Raw genomic sequence first — 26,231 nt, 5'->3', positions numbered from 1 at the left:
CGTTCGCGGGTGCCGTGCGGATCTGGAATCGCACGGATTGTTACGACCGTACGACCGACGTCAGTCGTCGGCCGCGTCCGCTGACGGCAGCGTGAACGAGAACGTCGAACCCCTGCCGGGTTGGGACTCGACCCAGATTTCACCGTCGTGACGATCGACGATCCGCCGACAGAGCGCGAGGCCGATGCCGGTGCCGTCGTGTTCCTCCACCGAGTGGAGACGCTCGAAGATCTCGAAGATCCGGTCGGTCTCCGCCGGATCGATGCCGATCCCCTCGTCGCGGACGGAGACCACGCAGGTGCCGTCGTCTCGTTCGACGGTGACGTGGATCCGCGGCGGTTCGTCGCCGCAGTAGGTGATCGCGTTCTCGACCAGGTTCTGGAACACCTGCCGCAGTTGGTCGTCGTCTCCTTGGACACGGGGTAACGACTCCGTCGAGACCGAAGCGTCGTTTTCCTCGAGTTGCAGGTGGAGGTCGTCGAGTACGTCCTCGAGGACGTCGTCCAGGTCGACGGGTTCGAACTCCTGGCCCTGCGTTTCGACCCGCGAGTACGTGAGCAGCGCGTCGATCATTTCGCGCATCCGATCCGCACCGTCGAGGGCGAACTCGAGGAACTCCCGTCCCTCCTCGTCGAACTCGTCCTCGTAGCGCTGTTCGATGAGCGAGAGGTAGCTCGAGACCATTCGCAGCGGCTCCTGCAGGTCGTGGGAAACGGTGTAGGCGAACTGCTCCAAGCGTTCGTTCGACGCCTCGAGGTCGTGCTCGCGCTGCTTGCGCTCGAGTTCGTAGCTCACCCAGTTGCTCAACAGTTCGACGAACGTCACGTCCCACTCGGAGAACGCTTCGGATCGCGCCTCCGTACCGTAGAAGCAGAAGGTCCCGTACACCTCTCCGTTGGCGGTTATCGGCGCCCCGAGATAGCAGGCGATGCCGAACTCGGGATCCACCAGCTCCGGTGCCTCCGCCGCGACGTCCTCGAGGACGAGCGTTTGCCCGGTCCGAACGACCGTCGCGCAGTTCGGCAGGAGCGAGAGCGATACCACGTCGCCCTCCTGGAGTTCGACGCCGTCCGGGATGTCGATCGTTTCGAAGATGTACTCGTCGGCGTCCTCGCGAACGCGCGAGAGCGTCGCGTAGTCGGTTCCGATCACGTCGCGGACGGTCGTCAAGAGCGCGTCGACCTGCTCGGAGAACGTCCGATCCGGGTCCGCAACGATCTCGTAGGCCTGGCGGAGCGCTCGCTTGCGTTTCCGAAGCTCCCGCTCTCGCTCGGCACGCGCGCTGATGTCGCGAAAGTAGACGGAGAGTCCGTTCTCCGAGGGGTACGCCCGGACCTCGAACCAGGTGTCGAGCGGCTGGTAGAACTCCTCGAACGTGACCGCCTCCTGGGTCTCCATGGCCCGTTCGTACTCCCGCTGAAACGTCGATCCGACCGCGCCGGGAAACGCCTCCCAGATGGGCTTTCCGAGCAGTTCCGCCTCGCTTTGCCGGAGGATGTGCTCCGCCTGTTCGTTGAGAAAGGTAAACCGCCACTCCTCGTCGAGCGCGAAAACCGCATCGCTGATTCGATCGAAGACCGCCGTTGCGGAGTCAGCGACAAGTGGAGCAATTGACTCCGGGTCGTCACTCATTTGCTGCCGATACTTATCGAGCAATACATAATAATGTCTCGGCCTCACTCATCTCCGCGTCGCTTATACCACGCTCTCGAGTAGCGACACGTATGCTCTCCGAGACCGCGTTCTCTCTGCTGTTGCTCCTGGGCGGGGTCGTCGCCCTCTACGGCGGCGCGGAGTTGCTCGTCGCCGGCGCCGGTCGACTCGCGCTCGGGATCGGCCTCCGGGCGGCGACCGTCGGCGTGACGGTGATCGCGTTCGCGACGACCGCGCCGGAGCTGTTCGTCGCGACCATCGGCGCGCTCGACGTCTCGACGGACATCGGACTGGGAGCGGTCATCGGCTCGAACATCGCGAACATCGGACTGGTCCTCGGCGTCGCCACGCTGATCAAGCCGCTTTCGGTCAGCGAGACGGTCGTGAAGCGACACGTCCCGTTCATGGCGTTCGCGGCGATCCTGCTCGTCGCCTTCGGATCGAACGGGACGATCGGTCGTCTCGAGGGAGCGCTCTTCCTGCTCGTTCTCGGCGGCTTCACGGCGTACCTGCTCTACTACGTCAACGCCGATCCCGCGCCGCTCGAGGATACCCCCGATGCGGGAAACGGCGTCGAACTCCGCGACGGCGCGCTCGTCGTCGGCGGACTCCTGGCGCTCGTTATCGGCTCGCGCTGGCTCGTCGCCGGCGGCTCCGATCTCCTCCTGAAGCTCGGCTTCTCCGAACTGTTCGTCGGACTCACGGTGCTCGCACTCGGCACCTCGCTGCCCGAGCTGGCGGCTTCGGTCATCGGCGCGATCCGGGACGAGACGGCGTTCGCCGTCGGGAACGTCGTCGGCTCGAACATCTACAACGTCCTCGCGGTGCTCGGCATCGTCGCACTGATCACGCCGATCGAGATCGCCCCGAGCACGCTCCGGTTCGAACTGCCGGTGCTGGTCGTCTTCACCGTCGTACTGGTCGCGATGATGGGGTACGGCAGACGACTGTCTCGCCTCGACGGGGTCGCACTCGTCGCCGGCTACGTTGCGTTCGTCACCCTGCTACTGCCGTGATCGACGAGGCGCTGGCAGTCTCGCCCCAAACACTTTGGGAGAGGGCTTTACCTGAAACACGTGATAGGTACGGCCATGAACGAAACGGAGAACGTGACGTACGTACACAAGGCCTGTGCGTACATCACGCGGAAAACGGGCGAGTTGCTCGTATTCGAGGGACCAGGCCACGACGGACTGCAGATTCCGAAGGGAACGCTCGAGACGGGCGAATCTCCCCGGGAGGGACTGTTCCGGGAAGTGAGAGAGGAGAGCGGACTCGAGAACCTGCACGGAGCGCGACACGTCACGACGGACGTCTGGACGCGTCGCCGGTCGCCGCCGAAGCGGTACGTCCGCCACTTCTTCCACGCGACCGTTCACGAACCGCGCGACGAGTGGACTCACACGGTCGCCGACGGCGGCGAGGAACACGGCTCCGAGTTCGAGTACGAGTGGGTCAGTCCGACGACCGCCCGCGAGTTCGCGCTGGATCTCGACGACTACGCGCAGCTACTCTCGACTGAAGCCCCCGCGCCGGAGCAGCCGATCGCCTCCGACTGATTCTCGACTCGCGGCCCGAACGGCCGAAAACGCAGGGTATTCGAGGCGTCGTAACCGACACTCGACTCGTGATCGCAATCGTCGAGAGCCGCGCCGACCGCGCGTCCGTCCGCATCTGCGACCACCTCCGCGAGCGCGCCGACTGGACGGCCCAAGAGGACGACACCAGTCCCGACGCCGGCGGCGGCGGCACCTTCTACCGACTCGAGAACGCCGAACTTCGCTCCTTCGACGACTTACATCTCGAACTCGAGCGCCCGGCCGCCGCGTTCGACTGCGACCCCGACCTGCTCGTGTTCGCGTCGCGTCACTCCGGCGACACTGGCGCCCTGCTCACGGGCCACTTCACGGGGAGCTTCGGGCCGGCGGAGTTCGGCGGCGAAGACGATACGCTCGCCGAGGCGTGTCCGAACGCCCTCTCTCGGCTGCTCGAGGCCTTCGAGGAGTACGCGCCCGACGAGTACGAGGTTGGCATGGAGTGTACCCACCACGGGCCGAGCGACGTCGGCTGTCCGTCGCTGTTCGCCGAACTCGGCAGCGGCGACGAACAGTGGGACGACCCCGACGGCGCGGAAGCGGTCGCGCGCGCTATCCTCGACCTGCGCGACGTCGACCCCCACAGTTCCGGACAGTTCGTCGGCTTTGGCGGTAACCACTACGCGCCGCGGTTCGGACGGATCACCCGGGAGACGCCGTGGGCGGTCGGCCACATCGCCGCCGACTGGGCGCTCGAGGCGATGGGCCACCCCGAGAGCCACCGTCAGGTCCTCGAGCAGGCGTTCGCGGCGAGTCGGGCCGACGTCGCGATGCTCGACGGCGAGTGGCCGGTGCTCGAGGAGACGCTGGCCGAACTCGACTGTCGGATCGTCGGCGAAACCTGGCTGCGCGAAGTCGGCAACCGCTCTCTGGAACTCGTCGACGCCGTCGAGTCGAGACTCGGGACGATCGGGGGCGGCGTCCGATTCGGTGTCCGATCCGAGTCGTCGTTTGCGGTCGTCGACCTCCCGACGGAACTGATCGAGACGGCGGAAGGGATCGATCCCGTCCGGGTTCGCGAGATCGTCGAACACCACAGCGTCGCGTTCGAGACCGAGAACAGCGGGAGCCGCGTCGGCGCGCGAGCCGCCGTCCCGAAGTCCGAGAGTCGGCGCCGGATCGTCGAGGAGGGAGCCGCCGTCCTCGAGACGAAGTACGAGTCGGTGACGGTCGAGGACGACGCCGTCCTCGTCGAGGAACTGGCCTTCGATCCGGAACTCGCCCGGACGCTCGGTATTCCCGAGGGGCCGAAGTTCGGTGCGCTCACCTCCGGTGAACCCGTCACCGTTAACGGCGAAACCATCAAACCCGAAACAGTTCATCGCGAGCGGACGCATCGGTTCCCGATCTGACCGAATCGAAAGAGAACAGTAATTGTATCATTCCCGCCCGCTATTGCGGGATTTTTAATTCACTGGTCGTGATAGGTAAGATCTCCTTACTAGTCAGCCAGAAGTCTGACGTGTAGGGGAAAGGTAATTACGCTCCATCTACTAGTCAGGGCCAGGAATGGACTCTCTCATCGAAGACGCGATCGACGAGGCCGAAAACGCGGAGGGGGAGGTTCCCGAGTCGGGGTCCGGCCCGTCGACCGCGGACGGATCGGACACCAACACAGGGACGATGACGGACGACGAACTGGAAGACGTTCTGCAGGATCTCCAGACCGACATCACGGTCGTCGGCTGCGGGGGTGCCGGCGGAAACACGATCAACCGGATGCACGAGGAGGGAATCCACGGCGCGAAACTCGTCGCCGCGAACACGGACGTTCAACACCTCGTGGAGATCGAGGCCGACACCAAGATTCTGATGGGCGAGGACAAGACCGGCGGCCGCGGCGCCGGTTCGCTCCCCCAGGTCGGTGAAGAGGCCGCCCTCGAGAGCCAGGAGGACATCTACGACGCCATCGACGGCTCCGACATGGTCTTCGTTACGGCCGGCCTCGGCGGTGGCACCGGTACCGGATCCGCGCCCGTCGTCGCGAAGGCGGCCCGCGAGTCCGGTGCACTCACGATCTCGATCGTTACCACGCCGTTCACCGCCGAGGGAGAGGTCCGCCGGACGAACGCCGAAGCCGGTCTCGAGCGACTTCGCGACGTGAGCGACACCGTCATCGTCGTCCCGAACGACCGCCTGCTCGACTCGGTCGGCAAACTTCCCGTCCGCCAGGCGTTCAAGGTGAGCGACGAGGTGCTGATGCGCTCGGTGAAGGGGATCACGGAGCTGATCACGAAACCCGGCCTCGTCAACCTCGACTTCGCCGACGTCCGCACCGTGATGGAACGCGGCGGCGTCGCCATGATCGGTCTCGGCGAGTCCGACTCGGAAGCCAAGGCCGAGGACTCGGTCAAGACCGCCCTCCGATCGCCGCTGCTCGACGTCGACATCTCCGGCGCGAGTTCCGCGCTGGTCAACGTCACCGGCGGCAACGACATGTCCATCGAGGAGGCGGAGGGAGTCGTCGAAGAGATCTACGACCGGATCGACCCCGACGCCCGCATCATCTGGGGGACCTCGATCGACGAGACCCTCGAGGGCAGCATGCGGACGATGATCGTCGTCACGGGCGTCGAGTCGCCACAGATCTACGGCCGCGGAGAGGGCGAAGCGGTCCAGCCCGAGCAGGCGCCGCAGGGCGACGACATCGACTTCGTCGACTGATCGACCGGGATCGGCCACAGACCGACGCGATCTCGGATCGTTCTGACGCTATCGTCGTTTCTCGAGAGTTCGTCTAGAAGTAGGGGACGGAGGGTCAGTCGTCAGCCGGCGTCGGTTCGTTTCCGGTGTCCGCCTCGAGGTCGCCCTCGATGCTCGGCGGGTACTTTCCGCGGTCGAGTTTGAGGTCCGACTGCGGTCGCGCCATGCAGGTGAGCGCGTAGTTCTCTGCTTCTTTCTCCGTGAGCCCGCGAGCCGCCGGCTGGGTGACCTCGCCCTCGACGATCTCGGCCGAACAGGCCAGACACATCCCGACGCGGCAGGAGTACTCCTGGGCGATTCCCTCCTCGAGACAGCGGCTGAGGATGGTCTCCTTGTCCGTGCAGGTGATCGTCTCGCCCGTGCCGACGAACTCGACGGTGTACTCTGTCATACGGGACGGTACGAAAGACCCCACCAAAACTCTTTATTACAATCGCTCGTGACAGTTCCGACGGAAGCTACCCGGGGTCGACCCGGCACGGCCCGGCCGCCCGGCATCGGCCGGAGTTTTGTCGCCGACGGATCGCCGGATCGCTCATAAAACGTTTTCTTACCGCGGAATACACATTATCGATATGAGTACGCAGGAACAGTCGGCCACCGCCGCGACGCCCGAGACTCGATCGCCGGACGTGGTCGTCGTCGGCGCCGGGACCGCAGGCTGTTACGCCGCAGCGACCGTCGCACGCGAGGGATACGACGCCGTCATCCTCGAGCGAAAGTCCGAGGAAGAGGCGGGGCACATCGCCTGCGGGGACGCGCTGAAGGGTGCGGACGCCTTCCCCGAGTCGATTCCCAAGTCGAAGATCGAACCCGCGTTCACCAACACCGGCGTCGACCACGGCCGCTTCGAGATCCCGCAGGAGGATACGGTCCTCGAGATCCCCGTTCCCGGGGAGCTGGCCGTCATCGACCGCCTGGAGTACGGCAAGCTGATCATCGAGGGCGCCGAGGAGACCGGCGCCGACGTCCACTACGACACCGTCGTCCAGGACGTCACCCAGGCCGACGACGGCCAGGTGACCGGCGTCACGGCGACGCGGAAGGGAGAGCGACTCGAGTACGAGGCCGATATCGTCATCGACGCCGCCGGCTCGCTGTCGGTACTCCAGGACCACGTCGACTTCTCGGAGTCGACGTTCGACACGAACGTCAACTACACGCACTTCTGTTCGGCCTACCGCGAGATCGTCACCGTCGACGAACCCGTCGAGTGGTCCGACGCGCTCGTCTTCAAGCCGACCGAGCGCGCGGCGGGCTACCTCTGGTACTTCCCGCGCACGGAGACGGAGATCAACGCCGGACTCGGCTTCCAGATGACCGAGGAGCCGATGGAACTCGTCGAGGATCTCAAGCGCGACCTCCAGAGCCGTGCGGAGTTCGACGGCGCCGAGGTCGAGGACAAACTCGGCGCCGCGCTTCCGACGCGGCGGCCGTACGATTCGGCCGTCCATCCCGGCTACATGGCCGTCGGCGATGCCGCCGGACACGTCAACCCCACGACGGGCGGCGGTATCGCCGGAGCCGCCTACGCCGGCAAGTACGCCGCCGACCAGGCGATCGAGGCGCTCGAGACCGGCGACTGCGGCGAGGCTACCCTCTGGGAGTACAATCAGCGCGTGATGGAGCACTTCGGCGCCCGCTACGCCGCGCTGGACGTCTACAACATCCTTTCGACGGCCGTCGACGTCGACGACCTGATGGGGCTGCTCGCCGCGATGCCGGGCGACAAACTCGCCGAGGCGCTGTACTCCGGCAGCACGGACATCGGACCGAAGCTCAAGGCGGAGGCCCTGCTCAAGAGCCGCGGCCACTGGGGCACGATCTGGAACCTCTACCGGACGAAGCGGCGGGCCGACGAACTGCTCGCCCACTACGAGAACTACCCGTCCCACCCCGGCGCGCTCGACAGCTGGCAGGATCGTCGCGACGACCTGATGGACGCAGTCTACGAGACGACCGGGGCGGAGCCGAAGTACTAACACCAACCTTTTACGCTGCGTTCGAGACGCGACGGCGACAGCGTTGCTGTCGCACGTCGCGCTGTCACTCGGTAAAAGGTTGATCAAAAGCGCTCCTCCTTCCGTTCCGGACGCTACGCGTCCTCCACGTCAGTCGTCGGCCCGCTCGCCTCTTGGAGGCTCGCGGTCGGAACCGATGAATCACCTGTCCTTCCCCGGATCGCACGCCTCTCGCGGTGCTCGAGCCGCGCTCTCGGCCATCGATACCTCGGATCGGACGTGTCGAGCAGTTACTCGTGCTCGAGACCGATCCGCTCGATCGCGCCCGCAAGCGTCTCGACGGCGTGGCCGATGCTCGCCTCGTCGACGTCGAACGTCGCGGTGTGGTGGCCGCCGGGGTGGTCGGTGCCGACGCCGACGTAGCAGGCGTTGCCGCCGTTTTGCTGTACTTCGCGCATCAGGAACGTCGCGTCCTCGCTGCCGCCGAGCTGGTCGCGCTCGAGGACGCTCTCGACGCCGGCGACGTCGTTCGCCACGTCGGCGACGATCGAGACGAGCTCCTGGTCGCTCGTCGCGCTCGGTGCGGCGGCACCGATCTCGGTCTCGACCTCGCAGTCGTGCATCTCGGCGGCGGAGCGAAGCACGCGCTCGGCCTTCTCGTGCATGTACTCCATCAGTTCGGTCGTCTCGCCTCGGACCTCGGCGACGATCCGCGCCTCCTCAGGGATGACGTTCGCCGCGCTGCCGCCCTCGACGACGCCCGCGTTAACGCGGGTCGCGCCGTCGCTGTGGCGCGGAACGGCGTAGAGATTCTGGACCGCCGTCGCCATCGCCTGGACGGCGTTGCGACCCTGTTCGGGGTGGCCGCCCGCGTGGGCGGGTTCGCCCGTGAAAGTGGCCTCGAGGTGTCGGACGGCCAGGAAGCCGTCGATACCCGCGACGACCTCGCCGGTCGGGTGGTCCAGCCCGATGTGGAGCGCGAGCAGGTGGTCGACGTCCCGAATGTGTTCGCTCTTCGCCATCGACTTGCCGCCGCCGACGACCTCCTCCGCGGGCTGGAAGAACACCTTCAGCGTTCCCGAGAACTCGCTCTCGGCGACCGCCTCGAGCGCGCCGATCCCGATCGTCGCGTGGGCGTCGTGGCCGCAGGCGTGCATCGCGCCCTCGTGTTCCGAGCGGAACTCGTTCGCGACGGGATGGTGCTGTGCGTCGTCGGACTCGGCACGCGGCAGGGCGTCGATGTCGACGCGGAGGCCGACGGTCGGTCCCTCGCCTTTGCGGAGGACCGCGACGGCACCCGTGTAGCCGCCCTCGAGCGACTCGAGGACGGACTCGTCGACGTCGTACTCGCGGGCCTGCTCGTACCACGCGGTCAGTTCGGCCTCGTCGGGAACGCCCATCCGGTGCTCGGCGGCGATGGCAGCCGGGCCGACGTGGAGTTCGTCGAGATCCGCGCGGGACTCGAGTTCCTCGACGATCCGTGCCGTGGTGTAGAACTCGCGCCAAGCGGGTTCCGGTTTGCGGTGCAAGTCGCGGCGCAACGAAACGAGGGTTTCGTCGGTCATATCCCCCAGTCGTCGGGGACGTTAAAAAGTGCTATCGAAGATGCCGCTCCGCGTCTCGACTCCGGTACTCAGTTTCCGCCGCGTCCCGCGCCGTGGATCTGCTCGACCTCGGCCTCGATGTGGACCGAGTCCGGGAAGTTCTGCGAGGCGATGTTCCGCGCGAGGTTGTCGTGGCCGTGGATCTCGAGTTCGCGCGTAAAGACCGTGTACTCCCAGGAGGGAAACCGGCGCTCGTCGTCGCCGTGCAGGCGGGCGTGCTGGGGGACCGTCAGTTTCTCCGGCGGACGGGAGTGTGGACCTTTCAGCGCGGCCCCTTTCCGCTCGGCGGAAGATTTGATGTCGTCGACGATCCCATCGAGCGCGGCTCTATCGCCGCTCTGGAGCGTGAGACGGGTAACGAAGGTCATGGCTGTGTTGTGCAATCGTCGACGGCCGGCGTGTAAAAACCTGCTGAGATACGCCTACGTCGAACGAACAGTCCGATATTCTCTTAACGTCCCGCCCGCTACTCAAGGTAATGGCAGTCGAAGCTACGAGCGCAGGCGCGATCCTCTTCCGCGATACGCGGGGCCGGCGCGAGTATCTTCTACTCAAGAGCCGCCCGGGCGACTGGGAGTTTCCGAAGGGCGGTGTCGAAGGAGATGAAGAGCTACAGCAGACGGCGATCCGCGAAATAAAGGAAGAGGCAGGTATCGAGCAGTTCCGATTACTCGACGGCTTTCGAGACGACTACGACTACGTCTTCGAGGCGAACGGCAAGACGATCCACAAGACCGTTCACCTCTTTATCGCACGCTCGTTCGAGGCGAGCGCGGAACTGTCGAACGAGCATCGTGACCTCCAGTGGCGCGATTACGAGCAGGCGGTAAACACCGTCACGCAGGACGGGCCGCGAGAGATCCTGGAGGAGGCGCACGAGTTCATCGACGAGATCGAAGACGAGGACGACGAGGAGTAACCGGCGAATCACAACCGACAACCGCGGCGCGTTCGACCCGCCGAGAGCACCGGCCCTCTCGCGTGTAGCGCCGACGCCGCTCGACACGCTCGGCGACGGACCACAGCGCACTTATCCTCGATTTCCGTACGATCGGTAGTGAACCGAGCGGACGACAGCGAGTTCGCCTTCGAGCTTCGTACCTGCCGCTGGGCGGAGCGCGCGTGGCCCCCCGACGACGGCGGCGGGGCCGACCGCGCGGTCATCGTCGCCCGCCAACTCGGTACGAAACGCCGGCGCTGGGACACGATCGTTCTCGAGTGCGACCGCGAGGCCCTCGAGCAGCGGGCGAACTACGGTCCGAAGCGACTCGACAGCGACCTGTTACACGTCGTCCGGAACGCGCCCGCCGAGTGGGCGTACTACCGCGACGCGCTCCCGCACCCCGGCTACCCGTGGCGATACGTTCGCGAGGCGATCCACCGCGCCGACGACCGCGGAATCCTCGAGACCCGCAAGAACGGCAACCGGATCGAGATCCGCCGGAAGTGGTCCTATCCGAACTGGGTCGACCGAATCGTCGCCATCGAGAACAAGCCGGACCTCGACGCGAGCGCCGCCCGGAACCTGGGGACACAACTCGAGTACGACGTCGCGCTCGCGCTCGCCGACGAGGTCTGGGTCGCCACCCGGGAGACGGGCGAGCGCGTCGAACCGGTACTGTTCGAGGACCTGCCGGTCGAGGCCGGCGTGCTCGCGCTCGATCCCGAGACGCTCGCCGCCGACGTCTCGTGGTATCCGCGCTCGCTCGCGGTCGACGAACCGGGAACGCGAATCCTCGAGCGACCGGACGGCGGGAGCCGGGACGGCTCGGCCGCCCGTTTCGACTCCGTCACCTCGGAGACGAAAGCCGAGACGCGGCTTCGGATCGCCGAACGCGCCTACGAGCGCGGCTGGCGCTCGTTCGTCGACACGATGCGGCCCGACTGTCGACACTTCGCGCTGCGCGGAACCGACGGAATCCAGTTGCTGCCCTACTGCGAGTCCAAGGAGCGCTGCCAGACGGCCGCGGAGTGCTCCGGCTCCTGTTCCGCGTTCGAACCGGAACCGCCGGTCTGGCGGACCCGCGGCTGGCCGATCGAGGGCGGACCCGGAAAACGAAGCAAACAGTTGCTCGAGGAGCGCCGACGGCGCCGACGACCCGGGCTATAGGGGACGAACCGCTAGCGCCGATTCGATCGTCGCCGGCCGGCCGCTTCAATCGGCGATTGCGACCTCGAGGTCGTCGCGCTCGACGGACAGCCGAAACGTGGGAATGGTTCGGTACTCGATCTCGACGACACCTTTGCGACGGAGACTCTGGAGGCTCGAGCGGACGTCCTCGGAGTCGGGATCGACGTCGTAGGCGTCCCGGAGCTTGTGTAGCACCGAGACGACGCTTTCCGACTTCTCCTCGGGGCCGGCGAGAACCTCGACGATCTGCGCCTGTAACTCGGGAACGCGAATCCGCGAGGGGGTTCCCTCGTCCGGGTCGCTCTCGATTCCCGGTTCGACGTCGACGAGGTCCGCTGCCTCCGCGGTCGCGCGGATCAGGCTGTTGTCGTCCCGGAAGTAGTAGTCCCCGAGTTCGTCCTCCAGGTACTGGTGGACCTCGCTGCCGCTTTCCAGTGCCCACCGTTCCTGGAGCTCGGAATTTTTCGTCGGTTGTAGTTCCACCACGTCGGCCAACCGGTCCCTGGCCTCGTCCGAGAGCGTCATCGTCGAGAGCTATGCGGATCCGGTACTTTTGCGTTGCGTCCTGCCGATTGGTTCGCGTTCGGAGCGCCGTGTCGTCACCGCCGGACGTTCCGGCGTCTCGATCGAAGGTGGAAACGAGTGGGGTCGAGGACGAGTGGATACTGAGTTGCAATCTCTCGGAACAGTTCCTTATCCGACGCGTTACCGTGACCGTAGAACGATAGGGGCCGACTAGTCGCATTCGTAGTAGCTCTCAGTCGTCGAAACCGCTCGCCGGGTCGAACCCGGTCGAGTACTGGAACGGTGTAGCGAGCCAAATCTCGCGGCGGCGGCCGAACGTTCACTACCGATAGGTGTTGATTTAATCATCCCAACGTCTTGTTTGGAGACCGAACGATTGACCGCGTTTATTGCTGCTATCGATGACACGTCTCTGCCCGCCGCGGGCAGTACCTATGACCGATCGTACGACACGTTTGCTTCACGCGCATCGACGAACAGTGATGGTGGTAGTCCTCGCCGTCGGTCTCCTCGCGCTGAGCGCCGGCGTCGGAGCAGCACAGACGGTGGAACAGGGAGAGGCCATCGAAGACCAATCGACCGAGCAGGTGAGTGAAGACGTTACCGAAGAGGAACAGACGGTAGTCGAAAGCGAAGAGGAGTCGGCCGAGGATACCAGCCCTGACGTCCCCGGCGGGATAGACGAACTGCCTGATCAGGACGATCTCGTTCCTGACGACTCGGCCGACACACCCGATCTGGACGACGTCGTTTCCGATGACCTGATGGACGACATCGGCGTCGATCTCTGATAGCTGGACACGGACGGCGCCGTTCCTGTACCAGTCTTTCTTTCCCGACGATCGTCGTTCGCGCTCGACGACGCCCCGTCCGCGAGTTCGATCTGACACACCGATCGAGTGGCCGCGACCGAGATGCGAGTACCGCGCCGAGCGCCGGTCAGTCGTCGCCGACGACCGGCACCGACGCCGTCGTCTCGAGAGTCTCCTCGACCTGCGTGTAGACGAGAATCGCTCCGAACGCTGCGAGCACGGTCCCGAAGATGAACGGAACCTCGAACCCGTAGCTGATCAGCGCGCCGGAGGAGAGGGGACCGATCGCGATCCCGAAGCCGAAGGCCATCGTGAGCACCGAGAGCTTCGATCCGGACTCGCCCTCCCCCGCGAGGTCGCCGGCCAGCGCCAGCGCCGGCGCGAACACCATCGCCCCGGCGATTCCCTGTGCGAGTCGAGCCAGGAACATGGTCTCCGAGGTGGTGACCAGCCCCTGGGCGAGCGTCGACGGCACCAGGATTACCATTCCGAGGAAGATGAACGGACGCCGTCCGTACAGGTCGCACGCCCGCCCGATCGGCGTCTGTAACACGATCTGTGCGATGATGAACGCCGCAAACTGGAGACCGAACCAGGTCGCCCCCTGCTCGAGGCGGGCGTTGACCTGCGGCTGGATCGTCGCGAAGAGGGCGATCGCCGTCGCCATGAGCAGCGAGACGATCCCCAGCGTAAAGATCGGGTCGAGCACGTTCCGTCCCGTGGGGTCGAAGACGTCGATCGAGAGATCCGCGGCGGCGTTCGCCCCCGTCGACTCGGGGTCCGTGATCAGCACCGTTACCAGCAGGTAGCTGATCACCGCCGTGATCGCCGCGATGTAGAAGGCCGCGTCGAAGCCGCTGATCGTCCAGCCGACGGGAAGCGAGTAGGGACCGGCGCTGACGATCCCGCCGGCGGCGACGGGACCCGCGCCGAACCCGATCAGGCGGAACGTGTTGTAGACGCCCATGTTTCCGCCCCGGTCGCCGGTCGTCGCGAGTTCGTTGACCAGCGCGACGGACGTGGGGATGATGAAGGCGACGCTGATACCCTGCAGTCCGCGGATGAGCAGCAACGAAACGTACGTCTCCGCGAACAGGTAGGCCACGTTCGTGATCGCGAGTCCGCCGAGACCGATCAGGATGAATCGCTTTCGTTTCCCCGTCCGGTCCGAAAAGCGACCGGTGAGGGGTTGAAACGAGCTATTAAGGAACCCGAACAGCGAGAGGATTATTCCGATGATCATCGCCTCGCCGAGTCCGAACGTCATCCCGCCGACGACGTCGTCCGCGACGTAGAGCGGGATGACGATGATCAGAAAGGAGTTGCCGATCCCGTCGGCCATTCGAGCGAACGCGAGCGCGAGCACCCGTCTGTCGACGGCGAACTGCGCGAGTATCAGCCGGACGAGGCCGGAAAATCGTGCCAGGACCCATCGAACGAGACGCCGCATCGAATCGGACTGCGTGATCCACCCCGATTATCGTTTCGAATCGAAAGTAGCGGAACGAGTGACAGTCCGGTCAAACTGAACTGCATTACAAGACGCCGGCCGTCCTCCCCTGTCGTATGAGCCGGAAGGTCAAACTCAGCCGAATCGATGCGACGTTCGACACGCTCGAGTACCCGATCGACGCCGACGACGCGGCGAGCGAATTCGACGACGTCACGCTCCTGCTCGCCGACGGCGAACGAAACCTTGGAAAACTGATCGAGCGCAGTGACAGGGATCAGTTCCAATCCGCCGACGATCTCGTGTCGGCGCTCCACAACGTGTTGCCGCGGGAAGCCGTCGGCGAACCATACCAGTCGGAGGGCGAAGGATAATCCGTCCGCGGTCGGTTACGGAACGAGACCGCCGCCGAGACCACGACAGCCCCAAACGGGTCGCTTAAGTCGCTCGGTCGACGTATCCCGGGTAACGATGGAATTTTGCGACGAATGCGGTTCGATGATGAAAGCGGAAGACGGGACGTGGGAGTGCGGCAGTTGCGGCTTCACGAAACCGAAGGGCGACGCCTCGCAGTACACGGTAACCGAAGATCAGGAAGCGAGCGAGGTCATCGAATCCTCCGGAGAAACGTCGCTTCCCGAAACCAACGCGCAGTGTCCCGAGTGTGGCAACGACCGCGCTTACTGGTACATGAAACAGATCCGGGCCGCCGACGAATCCGAAACGCGATTTTTCATCTGTACCGAGTGCGAGTACAAGTGGCGCGAAGACGACAACTAACGAAATTTTACACTGCGGTCTATCGCGGCCGCGGTATTGCCGCGGCCGCGACGTCCCTCGGTGAAATTTCGATCAAAAGCACTCCTCCTTCCGTTTTGAGCGCATAGCGCTCTCCACATCAGTCGTCGGCCCGCTCTCTCAACCTTCGGCTTCGCTCGCGGTCGGTAACGGTGTGACGGCCTGCCCTTCCCCGAGTCGCGGACTCCTCGCGGTACTCGGAGCCCACTCCCGGCCGTTTTCGGTCGAGGAGGGAGTAGAAGAGAGCTACTCGTTCCGAGCGAGCATCAGGTATCCCGTGTGACCCACGGGAGCGGTCGACGGTCGCGAGCCGCGGTCGTCGAACTGCATCTCGCGCTGGATCGTCTCCCGCGTGCGGACGTTCGAGAGGCCCGCCTCTCGAGCGGTCTCGACGACCTCTCTGGTCGACTCGATGAACGGACTGTAGACCGCGACGAAGCCGCCGTCGACCAGCAGTTCGGGCGCGTGCGCGACCACCGACGGTGCATCGCCCGTATCGAGGGTGAGGACGTCGAACGACGACGGCTCGAGGGAGTCGATTTCCTCGGTGAGATCACCCGTCCGGACGTCGACGGCGTCGGCGACGCCCCCCAGTTTCATGTTCTCTCGAGCGACGTCGGCGAACTCGGGGTCGCGCTCGTAGGTGACCACCGACGCGCCGGCGCGGGCCATCAGCGCCGAGAGGACGCCCGTTCCGGTTCCGGTGTCGAGCACGCGGTCGCCCCGCGAGATACCGGTCTCGCCGATCACCAGGCCGATATCTCGGGGCACCATCGGCGCGCCCGTGCGCTCGAAGTGATGAAAGAGATCCGGTCCCCGAAGCCGCCGCACCTGGAACTCGTTCCCGAGATGGGTCTCGAGCGTCTCTCCCGGTTCGACGTCGTCGGGTACCTCGAGCACGCCCAGATCGGTTCCCATCTCCTCGCCGGGTTCGACGAGGTACTCGCGGTCGTCGCGAACCAGCAGGACCGGGACACTCACGCGTGTGTCACTCGAGGTCCTCGACTGCAGCGGCGAGGTCGCCGTCGTTGTCCTCGAGCGCCTCGCGGGCCTCGCCCTCGCTGACACCCGTGCGGGTGGCGACGATCTCCACGTCGTCGTCGGGAATCGAGGAGCCGCTCTCCTCGTCGGCACCGGCATCGCCGGCGGCGGCACCGCCCGCCGCACCGGATTCGACCTGCTCCGGCGAGCCGATGATCTGGTAGGTCTCCTGGCCTCGAGCGTCCATCTTCGTAACCTCGGCGTCGTCGAAGACGAGGTCGAACTCGTCGGTGCGGATGATTACCTCTTCGGCCTCGACGTCCTCGACGTCGATTCCCATCTGTTCCATCATCTGTTCCATCTTGCGCGGGTTCATTCCGCCGCCTCCTCCAAACATACCCGGTACATCGCCACCCGCAACCTTTTACTCTGCGGTCTGGCCCGCCAACCTTTTACGCTGCAGTCTGCCGCGCTGGCGGCTTCGCCGTCCAGCGCGGCGTCCCTCGGCAAAAGGTTGATCAAAAGCACCGGAAGACGTTCCGACTCGCTCACTTCGTTCGCTGCGTGGGCTGCGGCTTCCGAGCCTTCGTTCGACCCCTTCGGGCCTCTACATCGGTCGTCGGCCCGCTCGAGCGCACCTCCGGTGCGCTCTCGCGGCGAGTGTTGGTGAACAGCCTGCCCTTCCCCGGGGAACGCGGCTCTCGCAGCGCTCGAGCCACACTCCCGGCCACAGCGCCAGACGGCGAGCGATTCGATAAAACGTCAGTTCTCCGCGGGCACTCCTTCGCGCACGCTCACCGCCATCCCCGTCTCGAAGTCTTCGATCGCCGCGGCGTCGAGTTCCGCCGTCCCGACCGCGAGCACCTCGCCGCGCTCGTGGACGACCAGGACCTCGTCGCCGGGGCGGATTTCGGGGCCGGCCTCGAGGACGAACTTCGCGAAAACGTTCATCTCGTCGCGGACGAACGGTTCGCTCTCGTCGTCGACGACCACGCGGTAGGCCGGGTAGTCGAGGGCGGCGTCCAGTCGGCGTCCGCCCTCGATTCCCAGCGTGAACCGGCCGTCGATGCCGAAGGAGACGAGGCGGCCGGTCTCGTCGTGGACCTGCTGGGGACGTCCCGAGGTGGTGCGTTTGACCGTCAGCGACTCCTCGGGTGGGAAGAGCGCCTCGCCAGCACCGGCGCCGAACTGGTAGTCTGCGATCGTCCGAAGGCTCGAGAGTCCCGCGTTCCCGTCGGCTGGGTCGCTCATTGGCCGGTGTTTGCCGCGGTGGGTCGAAAGCCCTTCGACTGGTGTCGCCGACGGGCTTCGAAGGGCGTTTCGGGATCGTCGTGTCGTGCTGACAGACATCCGTTCACGACTGTCATCAGGAATATTATATAGTCCGTGGTGTATTCAACGGTCGGATGGATCTCGCACAGATTGTGCTCGGACTGACGCTACTGGCAGTGAGCAGTCTGACGCTCGCCGGGCCCAGCCTCCTCGAATCGCACGGATTAGTCTACGCTATGACAGGTTCGGCGCTGGCAGTCGGCACGGGCGCCTGGCTCGTCAGTGTCGCTCGTGACGCCCAGTCAGAGTGAGGAAAGATCCGGGACGATCAGAGCAGGAACGTCTCGTGGCGTTCCTCGAGATCGAGGAACGAATCCGCCTCGTCGATGAGTTCGTCGGCCGTCGACGATTTGAACGCCATTACTTCGACGCGGACGCCCTCGTGACGCAGGTGCGAGCAGAGTCTCGAGAAGTCGCCGTCGCCAGTACAGAGAACGACCGTGTCAACGTGATTGGCGAGCGTGACGGCGTCGAGACTCATTCCGACGTCCCAGTCCGCCTTCTTCGTCCCGTCCGAGAACCGCTTGATGTCCTTGATCTTCGTCTCGAAGCCGATGTCGACCAGCGCCTCGAAGAAACTCTCCTCCTCGGGCGCTTCGGCACGGATGACGTACGCGATTGCACGCGTGAGCTGCCGGCCCTGAACGCCTTTCTCGAGCAGTGCAGAGTAGTCGATATTACGGCTGTGAAGGCTCTGTGCAGTATGATAGAGGTTTTGCGCGTCGACGAGAACGGCGACGCGCTGGTTCGGATGAATCTCGGTCATATCTTACCCGTAACGTGCGATCGTAAAAACCCTTCTCACAACGGTCGGTTTCTCGCCAACCGCCAGACTACGCCGGACAGAACGCGACAGAACGAAACCGAACGGCGGTTCAGTTCCGAAGTTTCTCGATTCGCTTCTCGGTCGGCGGGTGGGTCGAGAAAATCTTCTGGAACGTGCTCCGATCGACGTTCAGGATACAGAGCGCGCTGACGTTGTCGTCGATCTTCGACTCCCGACCCTCCGACCCCTTCGAGATCTTCTCGAGCGCGCGTGCGAGGGGGTCGCCGCTGCCGATGTACTGTTTGGCATCGTCGTCGGCGACGTACTCCCGGTACCGGGAGATCGCCATCACGAAGATCATCGTCAGCATCTGGGCCGCGATCGAGGCGGCGTAGGCGACGAAGAAGTTGTTGTCCTCCCGCAGGAGGAAGAAGACCGCGTAGCTGACGACCATCCCCACCGACTGCCCCAGGATCATCGTGATCGTGTCGCGGTTGTTCAGGTGAGCGAGTTCGTGAGCGATCACGCCCTCGAGTTCGTCGCGCTCGAGCAGTTGAATGAGTTCGTTGGAGACACAGACAACCCCGGCTCCCTTTCGCCCGGTCGCGAAGGCGTTGGGAACGCCCATATCCTGCACGACGAGCTTCGGCTTCTCGAGACCCATATCGCGCGAGAGCGATTCGGTCATCTGGTGGACCTGCCGGTACTGGCCCTCGTCGGGCATCTCCTCGGTTCCCCTGAGAGCCATCCACTTTCCGAGCTTGTACTGTATCGCGGGAAGCACGACGATGCTGACGAGCAACACCGGAATCAGCGAGACGCCCCACGCGGCGGAGAAGAACAGGGCGGCGCCAAAGTAGAGTGCGAACAGGATGGTTCCCACCAGCGCCATCCGAAGTTTCAGCTGTGCGTTTCGCATACCCTCCGGTTAGCAATCGAGAACTATAAATGACGCGGGAAGCGGCGAGCGAACCGAACGAGTGCACCGAGATCACACGTACCAGTGATCTGACCTCCGGGGATCCGGAGCCGTCCAGTGGTTCGGAGCCGCGGCTCGGACAGATGTGCCGAAGTCACAACCGATAAGTCCGTCCGGATAGCTGGTCCCAGTATGTGCCGCGTCGCTCACCGATCCGATATCGGCGTCGTGAGCGGCGTGTCCCCTCGTTTTTCGAAACCTAAACGCGTCTGCGTGCGCTCGCGGCGGGAGTAGCGTCCCCGTCCCGGGTGCGGTTCGGACGCGCAGGACCGGCGATATCCGACGATAGCGAAACCGATTGACCACTCCACCACCAGACGACAACCATGACAGCACTCGACCTTTCGGGCGTCTTTCCGGCGATGTGTACGCCCTTCGACGACGACGAACAGATCGACTTCGAAACACTGCAGACCGACGCACAGCGCCTCGAGGCCGCGGGCGTCGACGGGCTCGTCCCCGTCGGCTCCACGGGAGAGTCGGCGACACTGACCCACGACGAACACGTCCAGGTCGTCGAGGCCGTAATCGAGGCCGTCGACGACGTTCCCGTTATCGCGGGCTCGGGCTCGAACAACACCCGAGAGGCCCTGGAACTCTCCGAGCGATCGGTCGAGGCTGGGGCCGACGGCCTCCTGTTGATATCGCCGTACTACAACAAGCCCGAACAGCGCGGGCTGGTCGACCACTACCGGACGATCGCGGACGCCGTCGATCTGCCCCAGATCGTCTACAACGTCCCCTCCCGGACGGGTCGGAACATCGAGCCCGACACGGCGGTCGAACTCGCATCCCACGAGAACATCGCGGGCTACAAGGCCGCGAGCGGCGACCTGGGACAGATCGGCGAGATCGCAGAACGAACGAACGACGAGGAGTTCGCCGTCCTCTCCGGTGACGACGCGCTCACTCTGCCGACGATCTCCGTCGGCGGCACCGGAACGATCAGCGTCGCAGCGAACATCGAGCCCGAACTAACCTGCGCGATGGTCGGGGCCGCCCTCGACGGCGACTACGAGCGCGCACGCAACATCCACCACGAACTCGGCCCCCTCTTCCGCGAGCTGTTCGTCGAGACGAATCCGATTCCGGTCAAGGAAGCTATGGAGATCCGCGGCTACGGCCCCGCACGCATGCGATCGCCGCTCTCTCGCCTCTCCGAGGAGTATCGAGCGGACCTCGAGGCCGTACTCGAGGACCTCGAGCGCGAGTCGGCGTCGATTCCCGACGCGGGGGCGAACCGATGACGGTCCGCGTCGGCGTCACCGGCGCGACCGGCCGAATGGGTCGAGCGGTGATCGCCGCCGCCGACCACGACGAGTGCGAGGTCGTCTTCGCCGTCAACCGCGATCCCGCCGATCGAACCGTCCAAGACGTCGACATCGAGTCGGCCGAGGCGTTCGACTCGCTGCTGACCGAACGAGAGCCGACGGTCGTGATCGACTTCACCGGCCCGGAGTCGGCGGTCGACTACGCCGAGGCCTGCGCCGACGCCGGCGTCGCCTTCGTTACGGGAACGACCGGCTTCGACGGCGACCAGTCGGCCGCGCTCGAGGCCGCGAGCGACGAGATCGCCGTCCTCCACGCCCCGAACTTCGCTCGCGGCGTCCAGGCGCTCGTGAACGTCGTCGGCGAAGCCGTCCGGAATCTTCCGGGGTACGACGTCGAACTCGTCGAGACTCACCACAACGGCAAGCGCGACGCGCCGAGCGGAACCGCGAACCGGCTCCTCGAGGAGATCGAGGAAAACGGCGAGTTCACCGAGCGCAGCCACGGCCGCGAAGGGGATTCACCCCGCGAAGCGGGTGAGATCGGCGTTCACGCGCTCCGCGCCGGCGACATCACCGGCGAGCACGAGATCGTCCTCGCCGGAAACGACGAGGAGGTTCGGTTGACTCACCGGGCCGAGGATCGCGGCGTCTTCGCGGCCGGCGCGGTCGACGCGGCGGTCTGGATCGCCGGACAGAAGGCAGGGAACTACGACTTTGCGGACGTGATCGACGAATGAGTGCGCTCGAGACCGAAATCGACGATCTGTGGGTACAGTACCAGAACGACGCACACAGCGCCGATAGCGTCGGCGGAGACCAGTACGCGACGCTCGACGCCTTCCTCGACGCCCTGGAGGACGGCGAGATCCGGGCCGCCGAGAAGAACGGCGACGAGTGGGAGGCCAACGAATGGGTCAAGCGGGGAATCCTGCTCAACTTCGGTCTGCGGCAGAACCAGGCGTACGACTACGGCGACGTCGACCACTACGACGTTCTCCCGCTCCGCGACACGGAGGATCTCGGCGAGCGCGGAACCCGAAACACGCCGGACGGAACGACGATCCGCCGCGGCGCCTACCTCGGCTCCGACTGCATCATGATGAGTCCGAGCTTCGTCAACGTCGGCGCCTACGTCGGCGACGGGACGCTCGTCGACTCCTGTGACACCGTCGGCTCCTGCGCCCAGATCGGCGAGAACGTCAAACTCGGCGCGAACACGCTCATCGGCGGCGTTCTCGAGCCCGTCGAGAGCGCGCCGGTCATCGTCGAGGACGACGTCTCGCTCGGCGCCGGCTGCCGGGTCACTTCGGGCTTCGTCGTCGGCGAGAACAGCGTCGTCGGCGAGAACACCCTGCTGACGCCGCGCATCCCCGTCTACGACCTCGTCGAGGAGGAAGTCATCTACGGCGAACTGCCCGCCGACCGCCGCGCGTTCACGCGGTTCGTCGAATCCTCGGTCAGCGACCACGACCTCTTCGAGGGTGGCGCCTACAAGCCCGCCGTCGTCGCCACCGATCTGGAGACGGAGACGCTCGAGGCGACCGAGCGCGAGGACGCGCTGCGGGAGTAACTCCCGTCCGGAACGTGACCTCGAGTTGGTCGCGTCGACCGGTCGCACGTCAGGTCGCGCGAAGACCCCTTCTCCGGAGGAGTCGCACCGAATCGACGTCATCAGAGCACTCCGAAGATACGAAATATCCTCTGCGTTATGGAAACACCGGTTCGTTCTATCCGTCGGCCGCCGCATCGTCTCGGCCGAGAAGAACGTAGACTATAGTAGCCACTGAAAGTCACTGCACACCCGATCGCCCGACGGGAGCGCGGTTCGGAGCGAGCGAAGCAAGCGAGAACCGCGCACAGTGCGATCGATGTGTGAATCGTTTCAGTTGGTACTAGAGCAACCCGGAGATCCCGCCGAAGAACGCGACCAGCGCCTACAGGGGTGCATTCTACGTCCTGTTCTCTTTCGCATCGCCGTATACGAGAGCGAGAACGAACAGCCACGCGAGTGCGAGGAACGCGACAACTCCTAGAATATCCGATAGAATTCGGCGATACAGTCTCGGAATCAGAAACCCTTGTCGTGTCGGCTTCACGACGACAGCTCACCGGGACGCACGGAGCGTGCGGTCCCGACCCGAGTGCCGGCGGGGTGCTCCGCGCGCTCGAGCGGCTTCGGCGACCGATCGAGCGACCGTGGCGAGAATACGAATTACCTTACAACAGAACCGAGAACGTACCGTATGAACCTTCCACCGATCGGTCTCGGGACGATGGGGATCGACGATCCCGACGTGATCGCGACCGCGATCGACGTCGGCTACGAACACCTCGACACGGCCCAGATCTACGAGAACGAGGCCGTCGTCGGCGAGGGACTGGCCCGGAGTTCCGTTCCCCGCGAGGACGCGACCGTCGCGACGAAGGTCTGGGCCGACAGCCTCGCACCCGAAGACGTCCGCCGGACGACCGAGGAGAGCCTCGAGCGGCTGGGACTCGAGTCCGTCGACCTGCTGTACGTCCACCGCCCGATCGAGACGTACGATCCCGAGCGGACGCTGCCGGCGTTCGACGACCTGCGCGACGACGGACTCGTCGGCGGCGTGGGCCTGAGCAACTTCACCGTCGAGGAAGTCGAGACCGCGCAGGGCATCCTCGAGGCGCCGATGGCGGCCCACCAGGTCGAGTACCACCCGCTGTTCCAGCGCGAGGAGCTTCTCTCGCACGCACGCGAACACGGCTATCCGCTGGTGGCCTACTCGCCGCTCGCCAACGGCCGCGCCGGCGAGATCGACGAGGTCGTCGCCGTCGCCGAGAATCACGACGCGACGCCCGAGGCGGTCTGTCTCGCGTGGCTGACCGCGAAAGAGGGCGTCGTGACGATCCCGAAATCGAGCAGCCGCGAGCACCTGGAGGCGAACCTCGAGGCGCTGGACCTCGAGCTCACGGACGACGACCGCGAGCGGATCGACGCCGTCGAGCGAACTGAAGAGCTGTTTCCGGAATAGTGGCATTGCCCGATGACCGACCAGTCCACGTCGCAGTGGCGCGCGCTGGACCGCGATGAACGACGAGTGAATCGCGGGACGAAGCCGTGCGAGGGATGAGCGAACGAACGCAGTGAGCGAGCGAATCGGCTGGGGAGGACGTGGAATCCCCTGTTGCCAGTAGCGGTACTGTTCCTCAGAACAACCGTGATCCTATACTGCTGGATGAGGACTCAAATTAGTTGATTCGGGATCGAAAGGTGCGAACTGAACAGTCAACAGCAAGTAGAATCTACAAGACACATCCAGCGACCATAACGTTAATCTGAATATATATATATATATATATTAATTCCTGATGTATGGTTTCGATACCGTCTGGATACACGAGCTATGGAATATTTGCCTTTGGGTTGTTGATGCTTATTGCTACCATCGAATTTTCCTTCCAAACATTAATTTCTTGCCAATTAGACAGTGCAATGTATAATCTGATTGAAATACATCCGACTCGAAGTTCAATCGAAGGTGTGACCCTGCCCGGAACGGGGGGACCTAACCGGGTGGGCTCACTCATCTGGAACGACGGATGTAATGACCGTGAAAGTCCACTTCTGTTTGCTGTGTTAGGTGTAGTCGGTACAACTGCAGGACTGGGTTTTATTGGAGCGGACGTTTATCGGCGGTATCTCTCTACCTGACCACTGTACTCTGTAATTGACCTGTATTGAACACAAACTCCACCTAACGTTCTGAACGACGACCTGAGAGGCTTCCACCGGATCAGGACCGCCAAACCTAAACCCAAACCCTTGACTGCTCACGGTTACTCGAGAGGAACGATGACCGACTTCGCCGATTCGGCGGCCGTTCGCCGGCTCTCCGACTGGGACCGCGAGCGACTCGAGTCCCTCGCTGACGAGTACGGAACGCCGCTGTACGTGATGGACCTCGACCGCGTCAAAGAAAACTACAGCCGCTTCGCCGCGGCGTTTCCCGACGCCGACGTCATGTACGCCGCGAAGGCGCACACCGGGAAGGCCGTCCTCGAGGCCGTCCTCGAGGCCGACGGTACCATCGAGTGTGCGGCCTGGGGCGAACTCCAGCGATCGATCGACGCCGGCGCGGATCCGAACGCGCTGCAGTACACCGCCGTCAATCCGCCGGATCACGACCTCGACTACGCCGCGGAACTGGGCGCCGAGAACCCCGGCCTGACGGTCACGATCGGCGCGACCGACACGCTCGAGCGCCTCGCAGACCGGGGCTACGACGGCCGGATCGCGATCCGCATCAACCCCGGCATCGGGACGGGCCACCACGAGAAGGTCGCGACCGGCGCCGATGCGAAGTTCGGCATTCCCTACGAGCAGGTGCCCGAGGTCGCCGAACAGGTCCGCGAGGGGTTCGAACTCGTCGGCCTCCACGCCCACGCCGGCAGCGGCGTGCTCACGGAGGGACTCGAGGAGCACTGCCGGGCGATCGAGCGGGTCGGCGAGATGGCTCGCCGCGTGGGCGACCTCGAGTTCGTCGACGTCGGCGGCGGCTACGGCGTGCCGTACCGCGAGGACGAACAACCGCTGGACCTCGAGAAGACCTCGAACATGGTCCGCGACGCCGTCGGCGATATCGACGCGACGCTCAAGCTCGAGCCCGGCCGGTACGTCGTCGCCGACGCGGGACTCATCCTGAGCGAGGTCAACACGATCAAGGAGGCTCCCGACACGACAGTCGTCGGGATCGACGCCAGCCTGGCGACGCTAATCCGACCGGCGATGTTCGGCTCCTACCACCCGATGTACAACGTCAGCGCCCCCGACCGCGACCCCGAACCGGTGACCGTCGGCGGTCCGGTCTGTACCAGCGCGGACGTCTTCGCCCACGATCGGCCGATCGCCCGTCCGGACCGCGAGGACGTGCTCGCGATCGGTAACGCGGGCTCCTACGGCTACGAACTGGCCAGCCAGTTTCACTCCCAGCCCCGGCCCGCCGAGGTGGCCATCGAAGACGACGAGGCCCGCGTCGTTCGGCGACGCGAGACGCTCGAGGACGTCACGCGCGTCGAACGGTAACGTCGCCTCGGCGAATCTGACGGTCCGGGTTGCGAACGTGACCGCGTGATAGTTTTAGACGGGTAGACCTCGTAGACGGGGCTATGAGCGACCGCCGATCGACTCGAGATGCAACGGTTCCAGTTCCACGGGTCGCCGGACTCGCCGCCGTTCTCGGCACCTGGATATTCTGGTCCGGCGTCTTCTTCACGGGGTCCGGCTGGATCATCCTGAACAACGTCCTGGTCGGTGCCGCGATCGCCACCCTCGCCGCGTACACCGCCGCTCAGCCGTCGGGCGGCCGCCTCCCGGCGCTCGCCGCCCCGCTGCCGCTCGTTCCCCTCGGACTGTGGACCGTCGCGGCGCCGTTCGTCTTCGGGACGCCCGTGGACGTTCTGTTCTGGAGCAACGTCGTCGCGGGTGGGCTCGTGACGATCCTGGCCGCTGCCGGCGTCTACGGTAGCTGGCGGCGGAGAACCGCGACTGCGACCGGGGCGTAGGTCGGCAAAGCCGTACTTTCAGCGGTCTGTGCGGACGGTTCGATCGGTTTGCCGCCGGTCTCGAGGCGAATGCACGGGCTTATCACTCGACGTTTGAAAGAGGCGATATCGACAAGTCGTCGTTTCGACGAC

Annotated in this window: 28 protein-coding genes; 17 read left to right on the top strand and 11 right to left on the bottom strand. The window is 64.9% G+C overall.

Annotated elements, in window-relative coordinates; genetic code table 11:
* Nucleotides 1-60 precede the first annotated feature (60 nt).
* Nucleotides 61-1,632, bottom strand: coding sequence for a sensor histidine kinase (locus tag NED97_RS03535; protein ID WP_252489347.1), 1,572 nt, complete (start codon nucleotides 1,630-1,632; stop codon nucleotides 61-63).
* Between the two features lie 92 nt (nucleotides 1,633-1,724).
* Between NED97_RS03535 and NED97_RS03530 the strand changes: the two genes are divergently transcribed.
* The 4 genes from NED97_RS03530 to ftsZ all read left to right on the top strand — a co-directional run bounded on the left by NED97_RS03530 (nucleotide 1,725) and on the right by ftsZ (nucleotide 5,912).
* A complete protein-coding gene (locus NED97_RS03530; RefSeq protein WP_252489346.1) occupies nucleotides 1,725-2,669 on the top strand; it encodes a calcium/sodium antiporter in 945 nt (314 codons plus the stop codon).
* A 75-nt stretch (nucleotides 2,670-2,744) separates the two neighbouring features.
* Nucleotides 2,745-3,212, top strand: a complete 468-nt coding sequence (locus NED97_RS03525; protein WP_252489345.1) for an NUDIX hydrolase — start codon at nucleotides 2,745-2,747, stop codon at nucleotides 3,210-3,212.
* A gap of 68 nt (nucleotides 3,213-3,280) precedes the next feature.
* Nucleotides 3,281-4,600, top strand: a complete 1,320-nt coding sequence (locus NED97_RS03520; RefSeq protein ID WP_252489344.1) for a D-aminoacyl-tRNA deacylase — start codon at nucleotides 3,281-3,283, stop codon at nucleotides 4,598-4,600.
* Nucleotides 4,601-4,757: 157 nt separating this feature from the next.
* Nucleotides 4,758-5,912 (top strand): cell division protein FtsZ, encoded by a 1,155-nt coding sequence (gene ftsZ, locus NED97_RS03515; protein WP_252489343.1) that lies wholly within the window; start codon nucleotides 4,758-4,760, stop codon nucleotides 5,910-5,912.
* A 94-nt stretch (nucleotides 5,913-6,006) separates the two neighbouring features.
* On the opposite strand, the gene NED97_RS03510 is transcribed toward ftsZ, so the two are convergent.
* Entirely contained in the window at nucleotides 6,007-6,342 is a 336-nt protein-coding gene (locus NED97_RS03510) for a 2Fe-2S iron-sulfur cluster-binding protein (RefSeq protein ID WP_252489342.1), read from the bottom strand.
* A gap of 184 nt (nucleotides 6,343-6,526) precedes the next feature.
* Between NED97_RS03510 and NED97_RS03505 the strand changes: the two genes are divergently transcribed.
* A complete protein-coding gene (locus NED97_RS03505) occupies nucleotides 6,527-7,933 on the top strand; it encodes a geranylgeranyl reductase family protein (protein ID WP_252489341.1) in 1,407 nt (468 codons plus the stop codon).
* Between the two features lie 269 nt (nucleotides 7,934-8,202).
* Here the strand turns inward: NED97_RS03505 and NED97_RS03500 are convergent, their stop codons facing one another.
* Nucleotides 8,203-9,477: an amidohydrolase gene (locus NED97_RS03500; RefSeq protein ID WP_252489340.1), complete on the bottom strand. Its 1,275-nt coding sequence runs from the start codon at nucleotides 9,475-9,477 to the stop codon at nucleotides 8,203-8,205.
* A gap of 68 nt (nucleotides 9,478-9,545) precedes the next feature.
* The gene (locus tag NED97_RS03495) at nucleotides 9,546-9,884 is read right to left on the bottom strand and encodes an uS10/mL48 family ribosomal protein (RefSeq protein WP_252489339.1); all 339 of its coding nucleotides are present in this window, start codon (nucleotides 9,882-9,884) and stop codon (nucleotides 9,546-9,548) included.
* A 110-nt stretch (nucleotides 9,885-9,994) separates the two neighbouring features.
* Here NED97_RS03495 and NED97_RS03490 point away from each other — a divergent pair, with 110 nt between their 5' ends.
* Both NED97_RS03490 and NED97_RS03485 read left to right on the top strand, forming a co-directional pair.
* Nucleotides 9,995-10,435, top strand: coding sequence for a bis(5'-nucleosyl)-tetraphosphatase (locus tag NED97_RS03490; RefSeq protein WP_252489338.1), 441 nt, complete (start codon nucleotides 9,995-9,997; stop codon nucleotides 10,433-10,435).
* A gap of 138 nt (nucleotides 10,436-10,573) precedes the next feature.
* Nucleotides 10,574-11,626 carry a DUF5787 family protein gene (locus tag NED97_RS03485; protein ID WP_252489337.1) on the top strand — a complete coding sequence of 351 codons (1,053 nt, stop codon included), beginning with the start codon at nucleotides 10,574-10,576 and terminating at the stop codon, nucleotides 11,624-11,626.
* Between the two features lie 45 nt (nucleotides 11,627-11,671).
* Here NED97_RS03485 and NED97_RS03480 read toward each other — a convergent pair whose 3' ends face one another.
* Entirely contained in the window at nucleotides 11,672-12,172 is a 501-nt protein-coding gene (locus NED97_RS03480; protein WP_252489336.1) for a DUF5797 family protein, read from the bottom strand.
* Nucleotides 12,173-12,654: 482 nt separating this feature from the next.
* Here NED97_RS03480 and NED97_RS03475 point away from each other — a divergent pair, with 482 nt between their 5' ends.
* Nucleotides 12,655-12,963: a hypothetical protein gene (locus NED97_RS03475; protein WP_252489335.1), complete on the top strand. Its 309-nt coding sequence runs from the start codon at nucleotides 12,655-12,657 to the stop codon at nucleotides 12,961-12,963.
* Between the two features lie 148 nt (nucleotides 12,964-13,111).
* Here NED97_RS03475 and NED97_RS03470 read toward each other — a convergent pair whose 3' ends face one another.
* Nucleotides 13,112-14,434: an MFS transporter gene (locus NED97_RS03470; RefSeq protein ID WP_252489334.1), complete on the bottom strand. Its 1,323-nt coding sequence runs from the start codon at nucleotides 14,432-14,434 to the stop codon at nucleotides 13,112-13,114.
* 116 nt (nucleotides 14,435-14,550) lie between these two features.
* Here NED97_RS03470 and NED97_RS03465 point away from each other — a divergent pair, with 116 nt between their 5' ends.
* Together NED97_RS03465 and NED97_RS03460 are read left to right on the top strand one after the other, a co-directional pair.
* The gene (locus NED97_RS03465) at nucleotides 14,551-14,808 is read left to right on the top strand and encodes a DUF5789 family protein (RefSeq protein ID WP_252489333.1); all 258 of its coding nucleotides are present in this window, start codon (nucleotides 14,551-14,553) and stop codon (nucleotides 14,806-14,808) included.
* Between the two features lie 97 nt (nucleotides 14,809-14,905).
* The gene (locus NED97_RS03460; RefSeq protein WP_252489332.1) at nucleotides 14,906-15,214 is read left to right on the top strand and encodes a transcription factor S; all 309 of its coding nucleotides are present in this window, start codon (nucleotides 14,906-14,908) and stop codon (nucleotides 15,212-15,214) included.
* A gap of 264 nt (nucleotides 15,215-15,478) precedes the next feature.
* Here NED97_RS03460 and NED97_RS03455 read toward each other — a convergent pair whose 3' ends face one another.
* The 3 genes from NED97_RS03455 to NED97_RS03445 all read right to left on the bottom strand — a co-directional run bounded on the left by NED97_RS03455 (nucleotide 15,479) and on the right by NED97_RS03445 (nucleotide 17,464).
* Nucleotides 15,479-16,213: a methyltransferase domain-containing protein gene (locus NED97_RS03455; protein ID WP_252489331.1), complete on the bottom strand. Its 735-nt coding sequence runs from the start codon at nucleotides 16,211-16,213 to the stop codon at nucleotides 15,479-15,481.
* Nucleotides 16,214-16,220: 7 nt separating this feature from the next.
* Nucleotides 16,221-16,610 carry a nascent polypeptide-associated complex protein gene (locus NED97_RS03450; RefSeq protein ID WP_252489330.1) on the bottom strand — a complete coding sequence of 130 codons (390 nt, stop codon included), beginning with the start codon at nucleotides 16,608-16,610 and terminating at the stop codon, nucleotides 16,221-16,223.
* Between the two features lie 365 nt (nucleotides 16,611-16,975).
* Complete coding sequence (locus NED97_RS03445) at nucleotides 16,976-17,464, bottom strand: PUA domain-containing protein (protein ID WP_252489329.1); 489 nt, start codon at nucleotides 17,462-17,464, stop codon at nucleotides 16,976-16,978.
* 155 nt (nucleotides 17,465-17,619) lie between these two features.
* On the opposite strand from NED97_RS03445, the gene NED97_RS03440 reads away from it, so the two are divergent.
* Nucleotides 17,620-17,796, top strand: coding sequence for a hypothetical protein (locus NED97_RS03440; RefSeq protein WP_252489328.1), 177 nt, complete (start codon nucleotides 17,620-17,622; stop codon nucleotides 17,794-17,796).
* 17 nt (nucleotides 17,797-17,813) lie between these two features.
* Here NED97_RS03440 and NED97_RS03435 read toward each other — a convergent pair whose 3' ends face one another.
* The gene (locus tag NED97_RS03435) at nucleotides 17,814-18,311 is read right to left on the bottom strand and encodes a LabA-like NYN domain-containing protein (protein WP_252489327.1); all 498 of its coding nucleotides are present in this window, start codon (nucleotides 18,309-18,311) and stop codon (nucleotides 17,814-17,816) included.
* Between the two features lie 109 nt (nucleotides 18,312-18,420).
* The gene (locus tag NED97_RS03430) at nucleotides 18,421-19,230 is read right to left on the bottom strand and encodes a M48 family metallopeptidase (protein WP_252489326.1); all 810 of its coding nucleotides are present in this window, start codon (nucleotides 19,228-19,230) and stop codon (nucleotides 18,421-18,423) included.
* Between the two features lie 386 nt (nucleotides 19,231-19,616).
* Here NED97_RS03430 and dapA point away from each other — a divergent pair, with 386 nt between their 5' ends.
* The 6 genes from dapA to NED97_RS03400 all read left to right on the top strand — a co-directional run bounded on the left by dapA (nucleotide 19,617) and on the right by NED97_RS03400 (nucleotide 26,099).
* Nucleotides 19,617-20,537: a 4-hydroxy-tetrahydrodipicolinate synthase gene (gene dapA / locus NED97_RS03425; RefSeq protein ID WP_252489325.1), complete on the top strand. Its 921-nt coding sequence runs from the start codon at nucleotides 19,617-19,619 to the stop codon at nucleotides 20,535-20,537.
* Nucleotides 20,534-21,298 carry a 4-hydroxy-tetrahydrodipicolinate reductase gene (dapB, locus tag NED97_RS03420; RefSeq protein WP_252489324.1) on the top strand — a complete coding sequence of 255 codons (765 nt, stop codon included), beginning with the start codon at nucleotides 20,534-20,536 and terminating at the stop codon, nucleotides 21,296-21,298. Before dapA ends, dapB begins: the two co-directional genes overlap by 4 nt.
* Nucleotides 21,295-22,131, top strand: coding sequence for a 2,3,4,5-tetrahydropyridine-2,6-dicarboxylate N-succinyltransferase (locus tag NED97_RS03415; RefSeq protein WP_252489323.1), 837 nt, complete (start codon nucleotides 21,295-21,297; stop codon nucleotides 22,129-22,131). Before dapB ends, NED97_RS03415 begins: the two co-directional genes overlap by 4 nt.
* A 673-nt stretch (nucleotides 22,132-22,804) precedes the next feature.
* On the top strand, nucleotides 22,805-23,569 hold the full coding sequence (locus tag NED97_RS03410) for an aldo/keto reductase (protein WP_252489322.1): 765 nt from the start codon (nucleotides 22,805-22,807) through the stop codon (nucleotides 23,567-23,569).
* An 821-nt stretch (nucleotides 23,570-24,390) separates the two neighbouring features.
* Nucleotides 24,391-25,620: a diaminopimelate decarboxylase gene (gene lysA, locus NED97_RS03405; protein ID WP_252489321.1), complete on the top strand. Its 1,230-nt coding sequence runs from the start codon at nucleotides 24,391-24,393 to the stop codon at nucleotides 25,618-25,620.
* Nucleotides 25,621-25,703: 83 nt separating this feature from the next.
* Nucleotides 25,704-26,099, top strand: a complete 396-nt coding sequence (locus NED97_RS03400) for an SPW repeat domain-containing protein (protein ID WP_252489320.1) — start codon at nucleotides 25,704-25,706, stop codon at nucleotides 26,097-26,099.
* Nucleotides 26,100-26,231 lie beyond the last annotated feature (132 nt).

Source organism: Natronococcus sp. CG52 (assembly GCF_023913515.1).
In the GTDB taxonomy this organism is placed as follows: domain Archaea; phylum Halobacteriota; class Halobacteria; order Halobacteriales; family Natrialbaceae; genus Natronococcus; species Natronococcus zhouii.
This window is presented reverse-complemented; position numbering and strand designations above follow the sequence as displayed.